We start from the raw sequence: 15,433 nt of genomic DNA, 5'->3' as shown, positions 1-15,433 counted from the left end.
TGCCGGCTGCGCCCATGCGTATCGCGCACGACCCGCCACGGCCTGCAACGGAAGGCCCGGGGCGGCGCGTCGTCGCGCCCCGGGTGCCCGACCATGCTCTTCAATACGCGTAAAGTCCGTCCGGTCCTGCAGGACGAGGTGACGGAGTGCGGCCTGGCCTGCCTCGCGATGATCGCGTCGTGGCACGGGCGCGAAACGACGTTGCGCACGCTGCGCAACCGCTATCCGGTCCGGATCGATTCCGGGCTGTCGTTCTTCGACCTGATGGAGATCTCGAACGATCTCGGCCTGCGCGCACGCGCGCTGCAGTTCGACGCGGGCGAGCTCGACGCGCTCAAGACGCCGTGCATCCTGCACTGGGGGATGAACCACTATGTCGTGCTGACGAAGGTCGGCTACGGCAGCGTGCACATCGTCGATCCCGCGCTCGGCGAAACGAAGCTGCCGCTCGCGCAGGCGCTCACGCACATCACGGGCTACGCGCTCGAACTGAATCCAGACATCGGCTTCACGCGGGCGGGGCAGGCCGACCGGATCCGGCTGCGCGACTACCTCGAAGGGCTGACCGGCATCCGCAAGAGCCTCGCGATCGGCATCGCGGGCGGCGTCGCCGCGCAGCTCCTGCTGCTGCTCGGCCCGTCGTACGTGCAGTTGACGATCGACGAGGCGCTGAAGAAGACCGACGTCGACATCCTGTACCTGCTGACGATCCTGTTCGCGATCGTGTTCCTGTTCGACACGCTCTACGCGAACCTCGTCGGCAACATCAAGAGCTATCTGCGCAACATCGTGTCGCAGCAGTTGTCGGCGAACATGGTCGGGCATCTCGCGCGGCTGCCGATCGGCTATTTCCTGTTCCACAACACGGGTGATTCGATTTCGCGCGTGTCGTCGGTGTCGGAGGTCGGGCGGTTTCTCGTCGACGGTCTCGTGGGCGGGCTGCTCAATATCGTCACCTGCACGCTGACGCTCGTGCTGATGCTGTACTACAGCCCCGTGCTGGCCGGCATCAGCCTGGCCGGGATGGTGCTGTTCGCGCTGAGCCGGCTCGCAATCCAGCCGCAGTTGCAGGACGCGATGTCGCAGATCCTCACGCGCGGCGCCGAAGCCGATGCGCTGCTGATCGAGAACATCCGCTCCGCGCACTCGATCAAGCTGCTGTCGGCCGAGACGGCCCGCAGCAGCCTGTGGGTCAACGCGTTCACGCAGAAGCTGCAGGCGATGCGCCAGCAGGAGCGGCTGCAATTGCTGTTCGATGCGATCTCGAAGGGGATCGTGCATGTCGAGCAACTGGTGATCGTCACGTACGGCGCGTGGCTCGTGATGCACGGCCAGAGCACGATCGGCGTGATCTACGCGTTCATCCAGTACAAGAACCTGTTCGCCGACAAGTTCATCGATTCGATCCAGCTCTACGTGCGCCGCAAGGTGCTGCAGGTGCACATGGACCGCGTCGCCGACGTGCTGCAGACAGAGACCGAGGAGCCCGCGCCGGACGCGGTCGTGCGGCCGGTCGACGGGTTCGACGGCGCGCTGTCGATCCGCGCGCTGTCGTACACGCCGAAAGGCGGCAACCGCCCGATCCTGCGCGACATCGCGCTCGACGTGCCGGCCGGCAGCAAGATCGCGATCGTCGGCCGCACCGGCAGCGGCAAGACGACGCTGCTGAACCTGATCTGCGGGCTCGTGCGGCCGGACCCCGGCACGCTGTTCGTCGGTGGCGTCGATCTCGCGGAAGTGAACCTGCGGCAGTACCGCAAGCATCTCGCGGCCGTCACGCAGTCCGACCAGCTGTTTCGCGGGACGATCCGCGACAACATCACGAACTTCGCGCCCGCGCCGCGGATCGGCGCGATGTTCGACGCGGCGAAGCTCGCGTGCATCCATGACGAGATCGAGCGGCTCGACCATCGCTACGACACGCCGCTCGGCGATACGCAGAAATTCCTGTCAGCCGGCCAGATGCAGCGGCTCCTGATCGCGCGGGCGCTGTATTGCGAGCCGCGCCTGCTGATCCTCGACGAATTCTCGTCGAACCTCGATCAGGCGACGACGCACGAGATCTGTCGCAACGTGCTGACGCTGCCGTGCACGATCGTGCTCGTCACGCACGACGCGTCGATCCTGTCGATGGTCGACCGGATCTACGAGATGCAGGACGGCGTATTGACCGATGCGACCGACGCATGGCGCCTGGCCGAGGAGACGCGGTGATGCTCGGACGACTCTTTCTGCTGAATCCGTTTTCCTATGCGTTCCTGGTGCGGCGCGCGGTGCGCGCCGTCGCGCTGCGCACGTCGCCCGCGCGCGGGCTGCGGCTGATGCGCTGGTGCTCGGGCGCATGCCTGCGCTGCTTTCCGTGCATTCGCGAGTCGGTTGAGCGTGCGGTCGCGTACATGCTGAGCGCACACCTGAACGACGATCCGCGACGCGTGCGGGAAGTGTCGGCGGCGATCGTGCGCGAACTGTTCGAAGCGGAGTTCGCGGGGCTCAAGCTGCGCACGCACAGCCTCGAATCGATGAAGTCGATGATCGACGGGATGGCGTGCGAAGGCGACGCGCAGCTGCAAGCGGCGCTCGCGCGCGGCGGCCCGCTGATGCTTGCGGGGTTGCATTTCGGCAACCTGATGCTGTTCGTCACGAAGCTGCGCTTCATGATTCCCGACGACCGCAAGCTGATGGTGATCCTGCACCGGGATGCACCCGGCGCGTTCTTCGACGATGCGCTGCGGCTCGTCGCCGAATACGGCGCCGGCGAAGTCGAGTTCATCGACATCGAGGAACGCGTGCACCTGCGGCGGCTGATCACGAGCCTGCGACGCGAGGCGCCTGTGTTCCTGCTGTTCTCCGACCTGCACGGCAAGTTCGGCAAGACCAACCGCTGCCGGCTCGGCGGGCGCTGGGTGCGGATGGCCGGCGGCGGCGTGAAGCTCGCGGTCGAGCAGGGGATTCCGCTGCTCGTTGCGTACGCGACGGGCGTGCCGTTCCGCGATCGCTGCGCGGTGCATTTCACCGAACTCCCGGCCAGCCCGCTCGCGCCGATGCTCGGCGCGGACGACGACGCGTCGCCGGTGCGCGCGACGCACCAGCGCATCGTCGACCGTCTCGAGCAGGCGCTCGTGCGCCAGCCCGAGCAGTGGCATTTCTGGGAACACTTCACGCCTTACCTGATGCCGGCGCCGCTGCTCGATGCGGCCGCGCGGCGTCGCTCCTGACGAGCCCGCCCCATGCCGACCTGGAACTCCGCCCTTCGAGAACAGAAGCCGTCGCGCAAGCTCGCGCGCGGCACGACCTTCGGCACCGTGATCCATGGCGTCGTCGACGTGCCGGTGTCGATGCGGTTCTTCTGCTACCTGTCGCTCGCGATGTTCGCGATGTTCGTGATTGCGCTCGTCGAACTGAGCTATGCGAACACCGAGAGCGTGTCGGGGATGCTGACGCCGCGCTCGGGGCTGATCGGCGTCAGCGCGCCGCCGGGCTGGGCCGTGCGCGACATCTACGTCGGCAAGGACCAGCAGGTGAAGGCGGGCCAGCGGCTGCTGGCGGTGACGCGCGACACGAGCTTCGTGAGTCAGGGGAACAACGTGCAGGGGATGCGCGCGGCACTTGATCGGCAGCGTGTCGAGGTGACGCAGCAGATCGATGCGGCACGCCTCGAATACAAGTCGTCGGTGCAGCAGACCAACCAGCAGATCGCCGCGCAGGGTGAAAGCCGCGGGCTGATCGACCGGCAGATCCAGGACCAGAAGCGCATCGTCGACGAGTACGGCGAACGGCGTGCGCGCGTGAAGCAGCTGCTCGACGAACAGGTCGTGACGCTCGAGCAGTACAACCAGGTCAACACGCAGTACCTGCAGGCCGGGCAGGCATACCAGGACCTGCTGCTGCGCCGTGCCGAGCTCGCGAAGAACGCGATGAAGCTGCGCGGCGACCTCGACACGATGCAGAGCAAGTACGACGGCGCGAACGCCGAACTGAAGATCAAGCAGGAGGAGCTGAACGCGAAGGAATACAACATCGACGAGAACGTGAACCAGGTGCTGTACGCGCCGGCCGACGGGCAGATCGTGCGGCTCGACGTCGTGCAGGGCGGCGTGATCGACCCGCCGGGCACGCGCGTCGTCGAGATCCTGCCCGCCAAGGCCGACGGGCTGATCGCCGAGGTCTACATTCCGTCGTCGAAGGCCGGCTTCGTGAAGAAGGGACAGGAAGTGAAGGTGGCGTACGGAAGCTACCCGGTCGAGAAGTTCGGCACGTATCGCGGCAAGGTGCTGTCGATCTCGCCGGTCGCGTTTTCTGCGAAGGAGCTGAACCTGCCGGGCGATGCGGCCGCGCCGCAGACCTACTTCAAGACCTGGGTCGAGCTGGCCGACCGCACGCCGGCATTCGAAGGGCGGCCGCTGTCGCTGCGGGCCGGGATGATGCTGAAGGCCGACATCGTGCTGGAGCGGCGCAGCCTGCTCGAATGGCTGTTCGAGCCGCTGTACCGGATCCGTCAACGCCTGTTCGGCGTGCCGGCCTGAGCCGATGGCGAGCCGGGACAAGTACCGCCGCCGTGCGCGGCCGGGCGTCGTGCGTCCGCTGTCGCGCTGGCTCGGCGCGACGCTGTTCGCGTGCGCGGCCGCCGCGCACGGCGCGCCGCAGCCGGATGGCGACGCCGAGCCGCGCTGGCAGGCCGGCGCCGACGGGATCGGCTTCTGGCCGGGCGGCGACGCGGACGGGTTCGATGCGAGCGCGTGGGCGACCGATGCGGGGCCGGCCCGCCGCGAGCGCGGCGATGCGGTCGATGTGCCGCAACCCGACGCCATCCCGTTTTCGGCGCGCAAGATCACGCTCGGCCAGCGCACTGGTGGGGCGGGGCGCGCATGCGCGGGAGCGTCCGACGACAGCGTGGACGGCATCGGCTTCGACGATAACGGCGCAGCCGGCGGCTGCGGGCCGGCCACGTCACGCGATGCAACGGCGGATGACACACCGGCCGGCGGCGTCGTCCACGCCGACCGGATGCCGTACGAACTGCATCCCATTGACCCGTCGCGGCTGCCCGATCTGCCGGCCGCCCAGGCGCCGCCGTTGCTGACACAGCTGATGGGCGACGATCGCAACATGGTCGGTCTCGGCTGGCACTTCATCGGCACGACCGGCCGATCGACGCCCGTGACGACGCACACCGATGCACTCGGGCTGAACAGCTTCCAGAACCAGGGCTCGAGCCTGTCGCTCAGCAATACGAACACGCTGGCGTTCACCTTTACCCACTTTTTCTCGGAGAATTGGGCGGCCGAACTCGGCGGCGGCATTCCGCCGGTGCTGACGCTGCGCGGGCACGGCAGCATCGCGCTGCCGCTCGACCGGATTTTTTCCGGCGTCCAGGGGCGCTTTCCGCTGATCGACCTCGCGAACACGCAAAGCAACCCGCTCGCGACCACGCGCGCATGGCTCGGGTCCGTCGTGTTCAAGTATTACCTCGGCGAGCGCGACGATCGTTTCCGCCCGTTCGCGGGCGTCGGCATCAGCTATACGCGTTTCACGAACACGAACCTGAATCCCGTGTTCCAGCGCAAGCTCGCGTCGCTCGGCGGGCTGCTCGCGGCGGGCTCGGACATCGGCAGCCTGCAGTCGCTGCTGCTCGACCCGTCGCTGTTCCAGCGCATCTGGGATGCGGGCGGCGACCTGCTGCTGTCGGGCAAGACCAACGTGTCGGCAAAGGTGAAGAGCGTGTGGGAGCCGGTGTTCACCGTCGGCGCGAGCTACCAGATCACGCGCCAGTTCTGGATCACCGGCATGGTGACCTATATCCCGTTACGTACGAAGATTACGCTGGATATCGACCAGCCGAACCGGCAGCTCGCGTCGAACACGTTCGACATTTCCGCGAACCCCGTGCTGGCCAGCGTGCTGCTCGCGTTCCGCTTCTGACCGGCGCCGGCCCCTTTTTTCATGAATTTGACGCGCGACACTGGGATAATGTTGGAGTTTGGCTGCGTCAATGATGGAAGGAGGCCCCATGGGCGACAACGATACCCGTACCGAGACCGACGACCGCACCGATAGCGAATCGATGGAGGCGCGCCAGCGCCGCTTCGAGGAAGACCTGGTCGACGCCTACGATGAAGAGCTCGAGATGGAGCTCGACGATCGCCGCTTCGACGACAACGACGACCTGCTGTTTTCGCAGGAGCGTCGCGAAGCGCGCAAGCAGTATTTCCGCGAGCTGTTCCGGCTGCAGGGCGAACTCGTGAAGCTGCAGGACTGGGTCGTGAGCACGGGCCACCGGCTCGTCGTCATTTTCGAGGGGCGCGACGCGGCCGGCAAGGGCGGCGCGATCAAGCGCATCACGCAGCGACTGAACCCGCGCGTATGCCGCGTGGCGGCGCTGCCGGCGCCGAATAACCGCGAACGCACGCAATGGTATTTCCAGCGCTATGTCGCGCATCTGCCGGCCGGTGGCGAGATCGTGCTGTTCGACCGAAGCTGGTACAACCGCGCAGGCGTCGAGCGCGTGATGAACTTCTGTACCGAGGATGAATACGAGGAGTTTTTCCGTTCGGTGCCCGAGTTCGAGAAAATGCTGGTGCGCAGCGGGATCCAGATCGTCAAGTACTGGTTCTCGATCACCGATCACGAACAGGAAGTGCGATTCCAGAGCCGGATCGAGGATCCGCTCAAGCAATGGAAGCTGAGCCCGATGGATCTCGAGAGCCGCCGCCGCTGGGAAGCCTATACGGCCGCGAAGGAAGAGATGCTGCTGCGCACGCACATTCCGGAAGCGCCGTGGTGGGTCGTGCAGGCGGTCGACAAGAAGCGCGCGCGGTTGAACTGCATTCACCACCTGCTGCAGCAGGTGCCGTATCACGATGTGCCGCACGCACCGATCGACCTGCCGCCGCGCGAGCATCACGAGGACTACATCCGCCGGCAGGTGCCGGACAACATGATCGTGCCGGATACTTACTGAGCGGCCGTGGCGGGTTCGATGCAATGAAGGGGCGTGCCGTGCCACGCGGCGCGCGTTACTCCTGGATCAGGAACGCGGCGCGGTCGCGCCCGACGAGCCACGCCGGCACGCGGCCACGCCCGCTCCACGTCGCCCCCGTGACCGGGTCGCGATATTTCACGCCGACGGTGAACAGCTTCGCCCGATCGCTGTATCCCTGCCCGAAGATTTCCCGTGCGGTCAACGCGTAGCTCGTGACGAGTTCGCGTACCTGCCCAAGTACCGCATTGCGTTCGCGGCGCCGTGCCACCTTGATGCGCCGATCGAGTTCTGCAAGCTGGGCTTGCAGTTTCTGTACATGCTGCATGCGTCCGTTATCCCGTAGCTGATTTTGATTATTGGCGACGCGTGACGAGCCGCGTGTCCGCATTCCCGGCTCCCGGCCGGTGGTGCATCTCGCGTAGGCTGCTCCGGTTTTGCCGGCCAAACGGTTGCGGAGCGCGTCGCCGGGAACCCGGTGAGATTAAGTTCTGGCGAGCGTTTTTTCTATCGGACGTATCTGATTTTTGGGTCGAATTTACGTGAGGACGCGACGACAGCGCAGGGTGGGGAGCGGGAGGCTTGTCCTGGCTCTCTTGTGTCTGTCACAGGTCGGGGAAGCCCGACCGTCCTTGGGTCAGATCGAACAGCTCGGCTCTTGCATCGCCGACGGCGGTCTCGGGCAGCTTGATCACGAGTTTCACCGTCATCCCGTACGCACTGTCCACCAGTTCGTAACCGGCCTGTTCCATCCAGCGGCGCACGCGTGCCTCGTCCGGATAACCGAGCTCGATCGCCAGCCGCGTGTAGCGGATGCGTGCGACGCGCTCCGCGTCGAGCAGCGCCGACGCGATCGCATCCGTATAGGCGCGCACCAGCCCGCCCGCGCCGAGCTTCACGCCGCCGTAGTAGCGCACGACTGCGCCGAGCACGCCGTCGAGGTCGTGATGGCGCAGCACCTCGAGGATCGGCCGGCCGGCGGTGCCCGATGGCTCGCCGTCGTCCGACATCCCCGACTGGCCGCCCGCCAGCAGCGCCCAGCAGACGTGGGTGGCCGTCGGGTGTTCGTCGCGCAGGCGTTGCAGCGCCTGCATCGCGGCGTCGCGATCCTCGACGGGGATCGCGTATCCGATGAAGCGGCTCTTGCGGATTTCGAGTTCGCGGATGCAGGGGGTGGCGAGCGAGTAACTCATGCGTCGCGGGATGAAATGTGTAAGGAAATCAAGGTGATGACGGCCTGGCGATGCGTTTGATATCGACCCGTGCAGGCATCGGGCGGCGGCACGAGCGGGCGGGGTGAAGCGGGAATTTTACCGTGGCGCGCATCGACGCCTTTCGATGCCGTCGCAACGCGGCACCGATGCGAATGGCCAGGTGAGGGCGCGCGTGACGTCGGGCGCGACGGCGGGCAAGCGCGCACTGCAAAGTGTACGGCGCCGGCATCGGCACGGAAGCCGACGATTCGGTTTCGTAGGCAAGTCACCCACCTGATCACGGTTGTCTTGACGCCGCGGCCCCGGCGCCGATCTGGAGCGCGTAAAACTCGGAAACGTCGACCGCCTGACGGCTGCTGCGTTCGACCGATCCTTCTTTCGTCCACAGGAACGGATAGAAGCTGAAACATTGATCCGTCGTCAGGCCCTGGACATCGGCTTCCCAGCCAGGCCAGCGCATGCTCGCATAGAAGTCGTGCAGCGTGTCGCCGAGGGACCATCGCACGAAGTCGCCGTACCCGATCCCGAGTGGCTCCCATCCCAGCGTGTCGGGTGCGAAGTAGTACACGGCGCCCGTGTCCTCTCCGAGTGCACCGCCGTTCAACGCAAAGAATCCGCCGACGGCATCGTCCGCGACCAATAGAAAGCCGGAGGATCGCCCGTGATTCCAGCCGACGATGTCCCTGGGCAATGTGGGATGGCCCGAGCCGAGCAGACGAAGGTAGCCTCCGTCCACGAGCATGCCGCCGGTCGAATAGGCGATGGTTCCCAGGAGCGATCGCGTGGTGACCTGAAGGGCGGACAGAATTTCGCCGTTCCGGCCCGATGGCGGCAATATCTCGCAACGATGACTCGCTGCCGCCGACCATTCGATCAAGGACGGCAGGGCGGATTCACGTTCGTTTACCAGTTCGTCCAGCGGACGCATGTGTCTTCTCTCCGGGAGGTTTGGTTCGGCATCGGCCGAGCCGGGACGATACGGCATGCGCTGGCTCGTGCGACATCAACGCACCCCGACCGACGACCTGAGCGCCGCGCCCAGCGTGCGCAGTGCCTGCCGGGCTCGCGCATCGGTCAGGTTCGAATGGAGCACCACGTCGCGCGTCGGCAATGGCGGCAGACCGTATCGCGTACCGACGTCGACCGTGCCGGCAGGCGCCACGCGATGCCCGAGCGCCGCGACGGCCAGCCCCGCGGATACCGCCGCGCCGATCGTCGCCACGCCGCCGCCGACGAACACTTCGGTCCAGGCGACACCGGCTTCGTCGAGCGCGCCGATCGCCATGCGGCGCACGCTGCAGGGCTCGGCTTGCGTGGCCAGCCGTAGCGGTTGCGGCGGATGGTACTCGAAATCGGTCGCGGCCATCCAGCCGAACGTCTCCGACAGGATGGTTTCACCGTCGAGCCGCCGGCTGTCGTGCTGCAGCGCGACGGCGGCGTCGAGCTGGCCGCGGTCAAACGCATCGAGCACGTCGCGCGACGCGGCGACCCGGATCTCCAGCACGAGCCCCGGTTCCGCTTCGCTCATGCGCCGAAGCAACATCGGTAGATCGGCGCCGACGACATGGTGGCTCACACCGATGACCAACCGCCGCTGGCCGGCGCCGAACGCGGCGACCGCACCCTGGTGAGCGGCCATGAGCTCGCGCGCGGGTTCCAGGAACGCGGTGCCGTCGGCCGACAGGCGAACCTGCCGCGGAGTGCGTTCCAGCAGGCGGCGGCCGAGGCCGTCTTCGAGGCGCTTGATCTTCAGGCTCACGGCGGACTGCGTCGTGTCCATCGCCTCGGCGGCCCGCGTGAAGCTTTTGAGGTCGGCGGTCAGCACGAACGCCTGCACAGCTTCGATGTCGAGCGTTTTCATCGCGCACTCATCCATTGTGAAATTGAATCATTGAAATATTCTGCCATCGTCTTTTCAAATGATTCAAGGTCTTCTACGCTGTTCTCGAGCCGTTCGGAATCTCCCTTTTCCTTTCCAGGAGTCGATCATGCTGACCGCGTACTACGTGCACCGCCTGCCGGCGGACTACGACCTCGACATCATCCGCAATCGCGTGCACGAGCGCGGCACGCTCTGGGACGACACGCCGGATCTGGTGTTCAAGGGCTTCTTGCTGCGCGAGGCGGGCCGCTACGGTGCGACGGAAAACGGCTACGCGTCGCTTTATCTGTGGCGCAACGAGCAGGCGTTCGCCGGGTTCGTGACGGACGGCCGCTATCGGGTCGTGACGGACAGCTTCGGCCGCGCACCGATCGACGTGCAGGTCGCGCTCGATGCGCGCAAGGGCAGTGCGTCGACGGGACGCTTCGTTCGTCTGGAAGCCGTCGATATTCCGGCGGATGCCGACCTCGATGCGACGCTGGCACAGGAGATTGCGCGCAATCGCGAAGCGGTGGCGCGGCAGGGTACGGTCGCAGCCGCCGTCAGCCTCGATCCACTGCGGTGGCGGCTCACGCGGGTACTCGTATCGGAGCACGAGCCGGACGACGGCGGCGCGGGCACGGTGTACCAGGTACTGCATCTGGCGAAACCTTTGCTCGACACGCTCGAAGGGAGCGGAGTGCGATGACCGGCGTCGCGTCGCGATCTCGGGACCGGCCGGCGGGTGGGGCGAGCCTCGCGGCACCCGCGCGATTGCCGGCCGGCCTGGCGATCGCCGCGCATCTGGCCGGGATGGCGGCGGGGATCGCCGCGATTGCCGCGCTCGCGACGTTGCTGGCGCTGCTGTTCCGGTAAGGATCGCCAGTGCGGATGGGGGAATACGGAAGCGCCGGGCGCGATGCGCGCGGCGCTTCCGTTGGGTCATCGCCGCTCAGTGCCCCTGCAACCGGATATCCCGCGACGACGCACCGACGTACACGGTCCCGCCCGGCACGACCTGCCAGCCGTTGCGCGACGTGTTCCACACGCTCTGCATCCGCGGCGACACGGTGACGCGAACCCGCCGCGCCTCGCCCGGATTCAGCCGGATCTTCTCCCAGCCGACCAGCCGCTTCGGCGGTTCGTCCTTGTACGGCACGCCGAGATAGACCTGCGGGGTCTCCGCACCGGCGACGCGCCCGTCGTTGCGTACCGTGAACGCGACGCTCAGCGACCCGTCCCATTGCTTCGATACCGACAGCCCCGAATACGCGAAGTGCGTGTACGACAGGCCGTAGCCGAACTCGAACATCGGCTTGATGTTGCGCGCGTCATACCAGCGATAGCCCATGTTCAGCTTTTCCGCGTAGACCGGGTCGTTCTCGAACGTGCCGTTTTGCCCCCAGGTCGGCGAATCCTGATCGCGCGCGGGGAAAGTGACGGGCAGTTTGCCGGACGGGTTGACCGCACCGAACAGCACGTTCGCAATCGCCTTGCCGCCGGCTTCGCCCGGATACCATGCCTCGACGATCGCAGACACGTTGTCCTTCCACGGCATCAGTACCGGATTGCCGCTCTGGACGACGACGATCGTATGCGGATTCGCGCGCGCGACGGCTTCGACGAGCGCGTCCTGGTTCGACGGGTTCGCGAGGCTCAGGCTCTGCAGGTCGCCGAAATCCTCGCCGGCCGGCTGGGCAACCACGACGATCGCGACATCCGAGCGGCCCGCGAGCGCCGCGGCCTGGTCGATTTCCTGCTGCGTGTACGCACGGAACGGCGACTGCTGGTCGCTGTTGCCCGCGTAAGTGACCTGCGCAGCCGGTGCAAGCGCGCGGATCGCCGCGACGATCGGCACGTCGACCTTGAGCCACGGATTGCGCCACCAGCTGCATCCGGTCGATGCCCCGAACGTCAGGCCGCCGCAGCCCGCAAACGAGCCCGACACCGGGTCGCGCGTGTTGCCCGAGCCGCCGCCGGACAGCACGGCCGCGTCCGCATGGCCGCCGATCACGGCAATGCGCGACAGCGCCGATGCGGCCAGCGGCAACTGGTTGCCGTCGTTCTTCAGCAGCACGATCGACTGCTCGGAAGCGGCCTGCGCGAACCGGTTCGCGGCCGCGAAATCGATCGTGCCGCCGCCCGTGGCCGGATCGTCCATCACGCCGACGCGGATCATCACCGCGAGCTTGCGCCGCACCATGTCGTCGAGTCGTGCGGTCGACACCGAGCCGTTCGCAATCGCCTGCTTGACGGCTCCCGGCGTCAGGTAGACGGTCGGCCCGACATCTTCTTCCTCGTCGAGCCCGGCGTTGATCGCGGCGGCGGTACTGTGCGTGGCGCCCCAGTCGGACTGCACCTGGCCCTGGAAGCCCCATTCGTTCTTCAGCACGTCGTTCAGCAGGTGATTGTTTTCGCACGCGTACGCGCCGTTCAGGCGGTTGTAGCTGCACATCACGCTGCCGGGGCGACCACGCTTCGCGGCGATCTCGAACGGCAGCAGGTAGAGCTCGCGCAGCGTGCGTTCGTCGATCTGCGTGTTGCCGCCCATCCGGCCGTGCTCCTGTTCGTTACCTGCGTAATGCTTGATCGTGGCGATGACCTTTTGCCGCTGCGTGGCGAGCGTGCGTTCGGCGAGCAGGTCGCCCGCGAGCAGCGGATCTTCGCCGAGATACTCGAACAGGCGGCCGCCGCGCGGCTCGCGCGCGAGATTGGTGCCGCCGCCGAGGCCCATGCCGAATCCTTGCGCGCGCAACTGGATCGCGACCTGCTTGCCATAGTCGTACGACAGCCGGCGATCCCAGCTCGCGGCGACGGCGATCGTGGCGGGGAACGTCGTGCTGGCCTGCGAAGTGCTGCCGGAGCCGGTTGCCGAGTCGACCATGTTGAGATCGGGAATGCCGAGCCGCGGCACGCCCTGGATGTAGCCGGCGCCGCCGCCCGGCACCTTTGACATTTCGTATTGCGAATGAATGAACTGCAGTTTCTCGTCGAGGGTCATCTTGCGCACGAGCAGGTCGGCGCGCCGTTGCGCGGTGGCCGATGCGAACGCATCGGTCGCATCGCCTTGCGCGTTGAAATCGGCGTCGCCGGCGTAGGCGGTGGTGCAGAGGGTCGCTGCCAGCACGACGGCCGGCCAGAGTGTGTCCCGCATGTTGCTCTCCATGATCGTATTGCCGGTTGTTCGGATGATGTCTGGAGCTGCGCTCGTCCGATGGATTCGCACCGGACGCATTCGGCTGGCGATGCAGGGTGGTTGCGCGTCGGCATGCCAGGCCAGGCGGGGAATCGTTACGGCCGGTTGGGCTCGACCGGTCAACGCGGGCGGCGACGCGCAGGCCGCCCGGTGCTGCCGAATCGGATGTAGCGATCCTCTGCAGCGACTAATGGTATGAATGTAGTTTGACTACAGCATCGGTGTTTATACCGATATGTACGATCTTTATTTGATATGGCCGCGCGGCGGGGTGGGAAAGCGGTCATCGTTCCCGACGGTGGTTGTAGATCGGAGTAAGAAGTACCTGCGCACAAGGCGTTCGCGAGGGGGAGGCGGCGCTGAATGCGGTTCAGCTCGTTGCGTATGCATCGAAGCGGGCCGGGTTCACGGAGATCGTGCCGACCCGGCCGGCGTGTGTGGGACTACTTGGTGACGAGCGCGCCGGTCAACCCCGCGCTGATCGCCGGCAGCAGCAGGTTCAGCACGCGGCTCGCGCGCACCAGCCCGGTGTTGTCGACATAGACGATGTCCTTCGATGCGAGCGGGAATTGATTCGCGAGCAGCATCGACACCGGTGACTTCAAGTCGAGGTGATAGATGACGGGCTCGCTGTCGGCGGCCTTGCGCAGCACGAACACCTGTTTGGCATTCGAGGTCTGCTGGTTGAGCTGGCCGGCCTCCGAGAGCGCTTCGCTCAGCGTGAGCGAGCCGTCGCGTTGCGGCGGCACGGCCTGCGGCTTGTTCACTTCACCCATGACGTAGACGGGATTGTCGTCACGGGCGCCCACATGCAGCAGGTCGCCGGATTGCAGCATGATGGCGGCGGGGCTCTTGCCCGTTTTCATCATCTGCGCGACATTCACCGGATAGATCGTGCCATTGCGCGTGATCGTCACGCGACTCTGATCCGCGGTCGGCGCAAAGCCACCCGCGCGATTGACCGCTTCGACCAGCGTCATTGGAATGTCGTTGATCGTCTGCGAACCGGGTGCGCGTACTTCGCCATCGATATACACCTGCTCGGCGCGGAAAGATGCCACGCGAACCGTCACCTGGGGTTTGACAAACACCTTCCTGAGTTCGGCATCGAGTTCCCGCTGGATCTGTGCCGCGGTCTTGCCGGCTGCGTGGATCGGCCGTGTCACGTAGGGAAACTGCACGTTGCCGTCGCTATCGACAACGAAACCAGGCGCTGCGTCGGAGGACTTCGTGTTCTGCGCCGGCTGGCCGACAGCGGCGGCGAACTCCGGGTGATCCCATACCGTGATTTGCAGCACGTCGCCCGGACCCAGCTTGTAGCCGTTCGATTTGCCAAGCAGATTGCCCGGGATCGGCAACGCAGGGCGACCCGTCTGCTCCGTACGAATCTGGCTGATCAGAGTCAGATCGATCTGCCTGAGCGGAACCTTCATGTCACGGGTCACGTCACCGTCGTCGGTGGTCGTGACCGGTAGTGCGGCCGGCTCCGCCATGTGCTGCCCCGGCGCAAACGCACACGCTGAAAGCAGCGTGGCCATCGCTACGGAGATCGCAGCGTACATTCGACGCACTGCGCGGTTGTTCTTGTTCGGCACCAACGTGTCGGATTGCTGGTGGTTGTTCATGTCGTCATTCAGCATAGTTAAAATTTACGCGAAGTCCTTCAATGTTCGCCATTCTCTGGGCCACCATGGAGCGGCATCACAAGCGTTCGTTCGTGTTCCTGACATGATTGATTCCATCCCGACGATCGTCCGAGGGGCGACAGACGGGTTCAGGAAGACCTGAAGGGACGGCTGGCCTTGTCGGTGAAACATAGTGGTCACCACGGGGGGGCTGCCGCACGGGATTGAACCGAACACGCACTTCGGGCGCGAGGGCGGAACCGGTCGTTGATCGGTCACAACGCTGTGCTGTTCCATCTGCGGGCCCGCCGCCCCGCGCTCAATCAGACCGGGATCGCGTGGCGGCTATTCCCATGTCGATGGCGACGCATCATCACCCGAGCCAGGGGAATCATCGGGGCACAGTCTGACGACCTACCGGCCGGGTGCGGCACCCATTTCAATCCGATTTCCCGTGAACATTTACCGTGCCTTCTCGTACCAGGGAATTTCATTTTTATATCCTCGCATCAATGAGGAAATGCCGCTCTGTTTGATAAGAAGTGTCAAAAATGGGGCCAA

Annotated in this window: 13 protein-coding genes; 7 read left to right on the top strand and 6 right to left on the bottom strand. The window is 65.8% G+C overall.

Features of this window, described 5'->3' with window-relative positions; translation table 11 throughout:
* The first annotated feature begins 93 nt into the window (after window positions 1-93).
* The 5 genes from ACPTTF_RS26040 (at window position 94) to ppk2 (ending at window position 6,958) form a co-directional block, all read left to right on the top strand.
* Entirely contained in the window at window positions 94-2,214 is a 2,121-nt protein-coding gene (locus tag ACPTTF_RS26040; protein WP_423368790.1) for a peptidase domain-containing ABC transporter, read from the top strand.
* Window positions 2,211-3,215 (top strand): hypothetical protein, encoded by a 1,005-nt coding sequence (locus ACPTTF_RS26035; RefSeq protein WP_423368789.1) that lies wholly within the window; start codon window positions 2,211-2,213, stop codon window positions 3,213-3,215. The genes ACPTTF_RS26040 and ACPTTF_RS26035 overlap by 4 nt, the downstream gene beginning before the upstream one ends.
* A gap of 12 nt (window positions 3,216-3,227) precedes the next feature.
* Window positions 3,228-4,523, top strand: a complete 1,296-nt coding sequence (locus ACPTTF_RS26030) for an HlyD family efflux transporter periplasmic adaptor subunit (protein WP_423368788.1) — start codon at window positions 3,228-3,230, stop codon at window positions 4,521-4,523.
* 4 nt (window positions 4,524-4,527) lie between these two features.
* A complete protein-coding gene (locus tag ACPTTF_RS26025; RefSeq protein ID WP_423368787.1) occupies window positions 4,528-5,919 on the top strand; it encodes an OmpW/AlkL family protein in 1,392 nt (463 codons plus the stop codon).
* 88 nt (window positions 5,920-6,007) lie between these two features.
* On the top strand, window positions 6,008-6,958 hold the full coding sequence (ppk2, locus tag ACPTTF_RS26020) for a polyphosphate kinase 2 (RefSeq protein ID WP_166953139.1): 951 nt from the start codon (window positions 6,008-6,010) through the stop codon (window positions 6,956-6,958).
* A gap of 55 nt (window positions 6,959-7,013) precedes the next feature.
* Here ppk2 and ACPTTF_RS26015 read toward each other — a convergent pair whose 3' ends face one another.
* From ACPTTF_RS26015 to ACPTTF_RS26000, 4 genes are all read right to left on the bottom strand, one after another.
* A complete protein-coding gene (locus ACPTTF_RS26015) occupies window positions 7,014-7,304 on the bottom strand; it encodes an H-NS family nucleoid-associated regulatory protein (RefSeq protein WP_423368786.1) in 291 nt (96 codons plus the stop codon).
* 277 nt (window positions 7,305-7,581) lie between these two features.
* Window positions 7,582-8,169, bottom strand: a complete 588-nt coding sequence (locus ACPTTF_RS26010) for an IMPACT family protein (RefSeq protein ID WP_423368785.1) — start codon at window positions 8,167-8,169, stop codon at window positions 7,582-7,584.
* A gap of 298 nt (window positions 8,170-8,467) precedes the next feature.
* Entirely contained in the window at window positions 8,468-9,118 is a 651-nt protein-coding gene (locus ACPTTF_RS26005; RefSeq protein ID WP_423368784.1) for a DUF2625 family protein, read from the bottom strand.
* Window positions 9,119-9,193: 75 nt separating this feature from the next.
* Window positions 9,194-10,051 carry a LysR family transcriptional regulator gene (locus tag ACPTTF_RS26000; protein WP_423368783.1) on the bottom strand — a complete coding sequence of 286 codons (858 nt, stop codon included), beginning with the start codon at window positions 10,049-10,051 and terminating at the stop codon, window positions 9,194-9,196.
* A gap of 127 nt (window positions 10,052-10,178) precedes the next feature.
* Here ACPTTF_RS26000 and ACPTTF_RS25995 point away from each other — a divergent pair, with 127 nt between their 5' ends.
* Both ACPTTF_RS25995 and ACPTTF_RS25990 read left to right on the top strand, forming a co-directional pair.
* Complete coding sequence (locus ACPTTF_RS25995; protein WP_423368782.1) at window positions 10,179-10,760, top strand: DUF4865 family protein; 582 nt, start codon at window positions 10,179-10,181, stop codon at window positions 10,758-10,760.
* The gene (locus ACPTTF_RS25990) at window positions 10,757-10,927 is read left to right on the top strand and encodes a hypothetical protein (protein WP_423368781.1); all 171 of its coding nucleotides are present in this window, start codon (window positions 10,757-10,759) and stop codon (window positions 10,925-10,927) included. The genes ACPTTF_RS25995 and ACPTTF_RS25990 overlap by 4 nt, the downstream gene beginning before the upstream one ends.
* 76 nt (window positions 10,928-11,003) lie before the next feature.
* Here the strand turns inward: ACPTTF_RS25990 and ACPTTF_RS25985 are convergent, their stop codons facing one another.
* A complete protein-coding gene (locus ACPTTF_RS25985; protein ID WP_423368780.1) occupies window positions 11,004-13,205 on the bottom strand; it encodes a glycoside hydrolase family 3 C-terminal domain-containing protein in 2,202 nt (733 codons plus the stop codon).
* Between the two features lie 485 nt (window positions 13,206-13,690).
* A complete protein-coding gene (locus tag ACPTTF_RS25980) occupies window positions 13,691-14,872 on the bottom strand; it encodes a polysaccharide biosynthesis/export family protein (protein ID WP_423368779.1) in 1,182 nt (393 codons plus the stop codon).
* Between the last annotated feature and the right edge of the window lie 561 nt (window positions 14,873-15,433).

This window comes from Burkholderia crassaminum, assembly GCF_964265005.1.
In the GTDB taxonomy this organism is placed as follows: Bacteria; Pseudomonadota; Gammaproteobacteria; order Burkholderiales; family Burkholderiaceae; genus Burkholderia.
This window is presented reverse-complemented; position numbering and strand designations above follow the sequence as displayed.

Coding starts and splice junctions, on each gene's coding strand:
- ACPTTF_RS26030 (WP_423368788.1), top strand. CDS start 3,228: ATGCCGACCTGGAACTCCGCCCTTCGAGAACAGAAGCCGTCGCGCAAG.
- ACPTTF_RS25980 (WP_423368779.1), bottom strand. CDS start 14,872: ATGAACAACCACCAGCAATCCGACACGTTGGTGCCGAACAAGAACAAC.
- ACPTTF_RS26040 (WP_423368790.1), top strand. CDS start 94: ATGCTCTTCAATACGCGTAAAGTCCGTCCGGTCCTGCAGGACGAGGTG.
- ACPTTF_RS26015 (WP_423368786.1), bottom strand. CDS start 7,304: ATGCAGCATGTACAGAAACTGCAAGCCCAGCTTGCAGAACTCGATCGG.
- ACPTTF_RS26010 (WP_423368785.1), bottom strand. CDS start 8,169: ATGAGTTACTCGCTCGCCACCCCCTGCATCCGCGAACTCGAAATCCGC.
- ACPTTF_RS26005 (WP_423368784.1), bottom strand. CDS start 9,118: ATGCGTCCGCTGGACGAACTGGTAAACGAACGTGAATCCGCCCTGCCG.
- ACPTTF_RS25990 (WP_423368781.1), top strand. CDS start 10,757: ATGACCGGCGTCGCGTCGCGATCTCGGGACCGGCCGGCGGGTGGGGCG.
- ACPTTF_RS26025 (WP_423368787.1), top strand. CDS start 4,528: ATGGCGAGCCGGGACAAGTACCGCCGCCGTGCGCGGCCGGGCGTCGTG.
- ACPTTF_RS25995 (WP_423368782.1), top strand. CDS start 10,179: ATGCTGACCGCGTACTACGTGCACCGCCTGCCGGCGGACTACGACCTC.
- ACPTTF_RS25985 (WP_423368780.1), bottom strand. CDS start 13,205: ATGCGGGACACACTCTGGCCGGCCGTCGTGCTGGCAGCGACCCTCTGC.
- ACPTTF_RS26000 (WP_423368783.1), bottom strand. CDS start 10,051: ATGAAAACGCTCGACATCGAAGCTGTGCAGGCGTTCGTGCTGACCGCC.
- ppk2 (WP_166953139.1), top strand. CDS start 6,008: ATGGGCGACAACGATACCCGTACCGAGACCGACGACCGCACCGATAGC.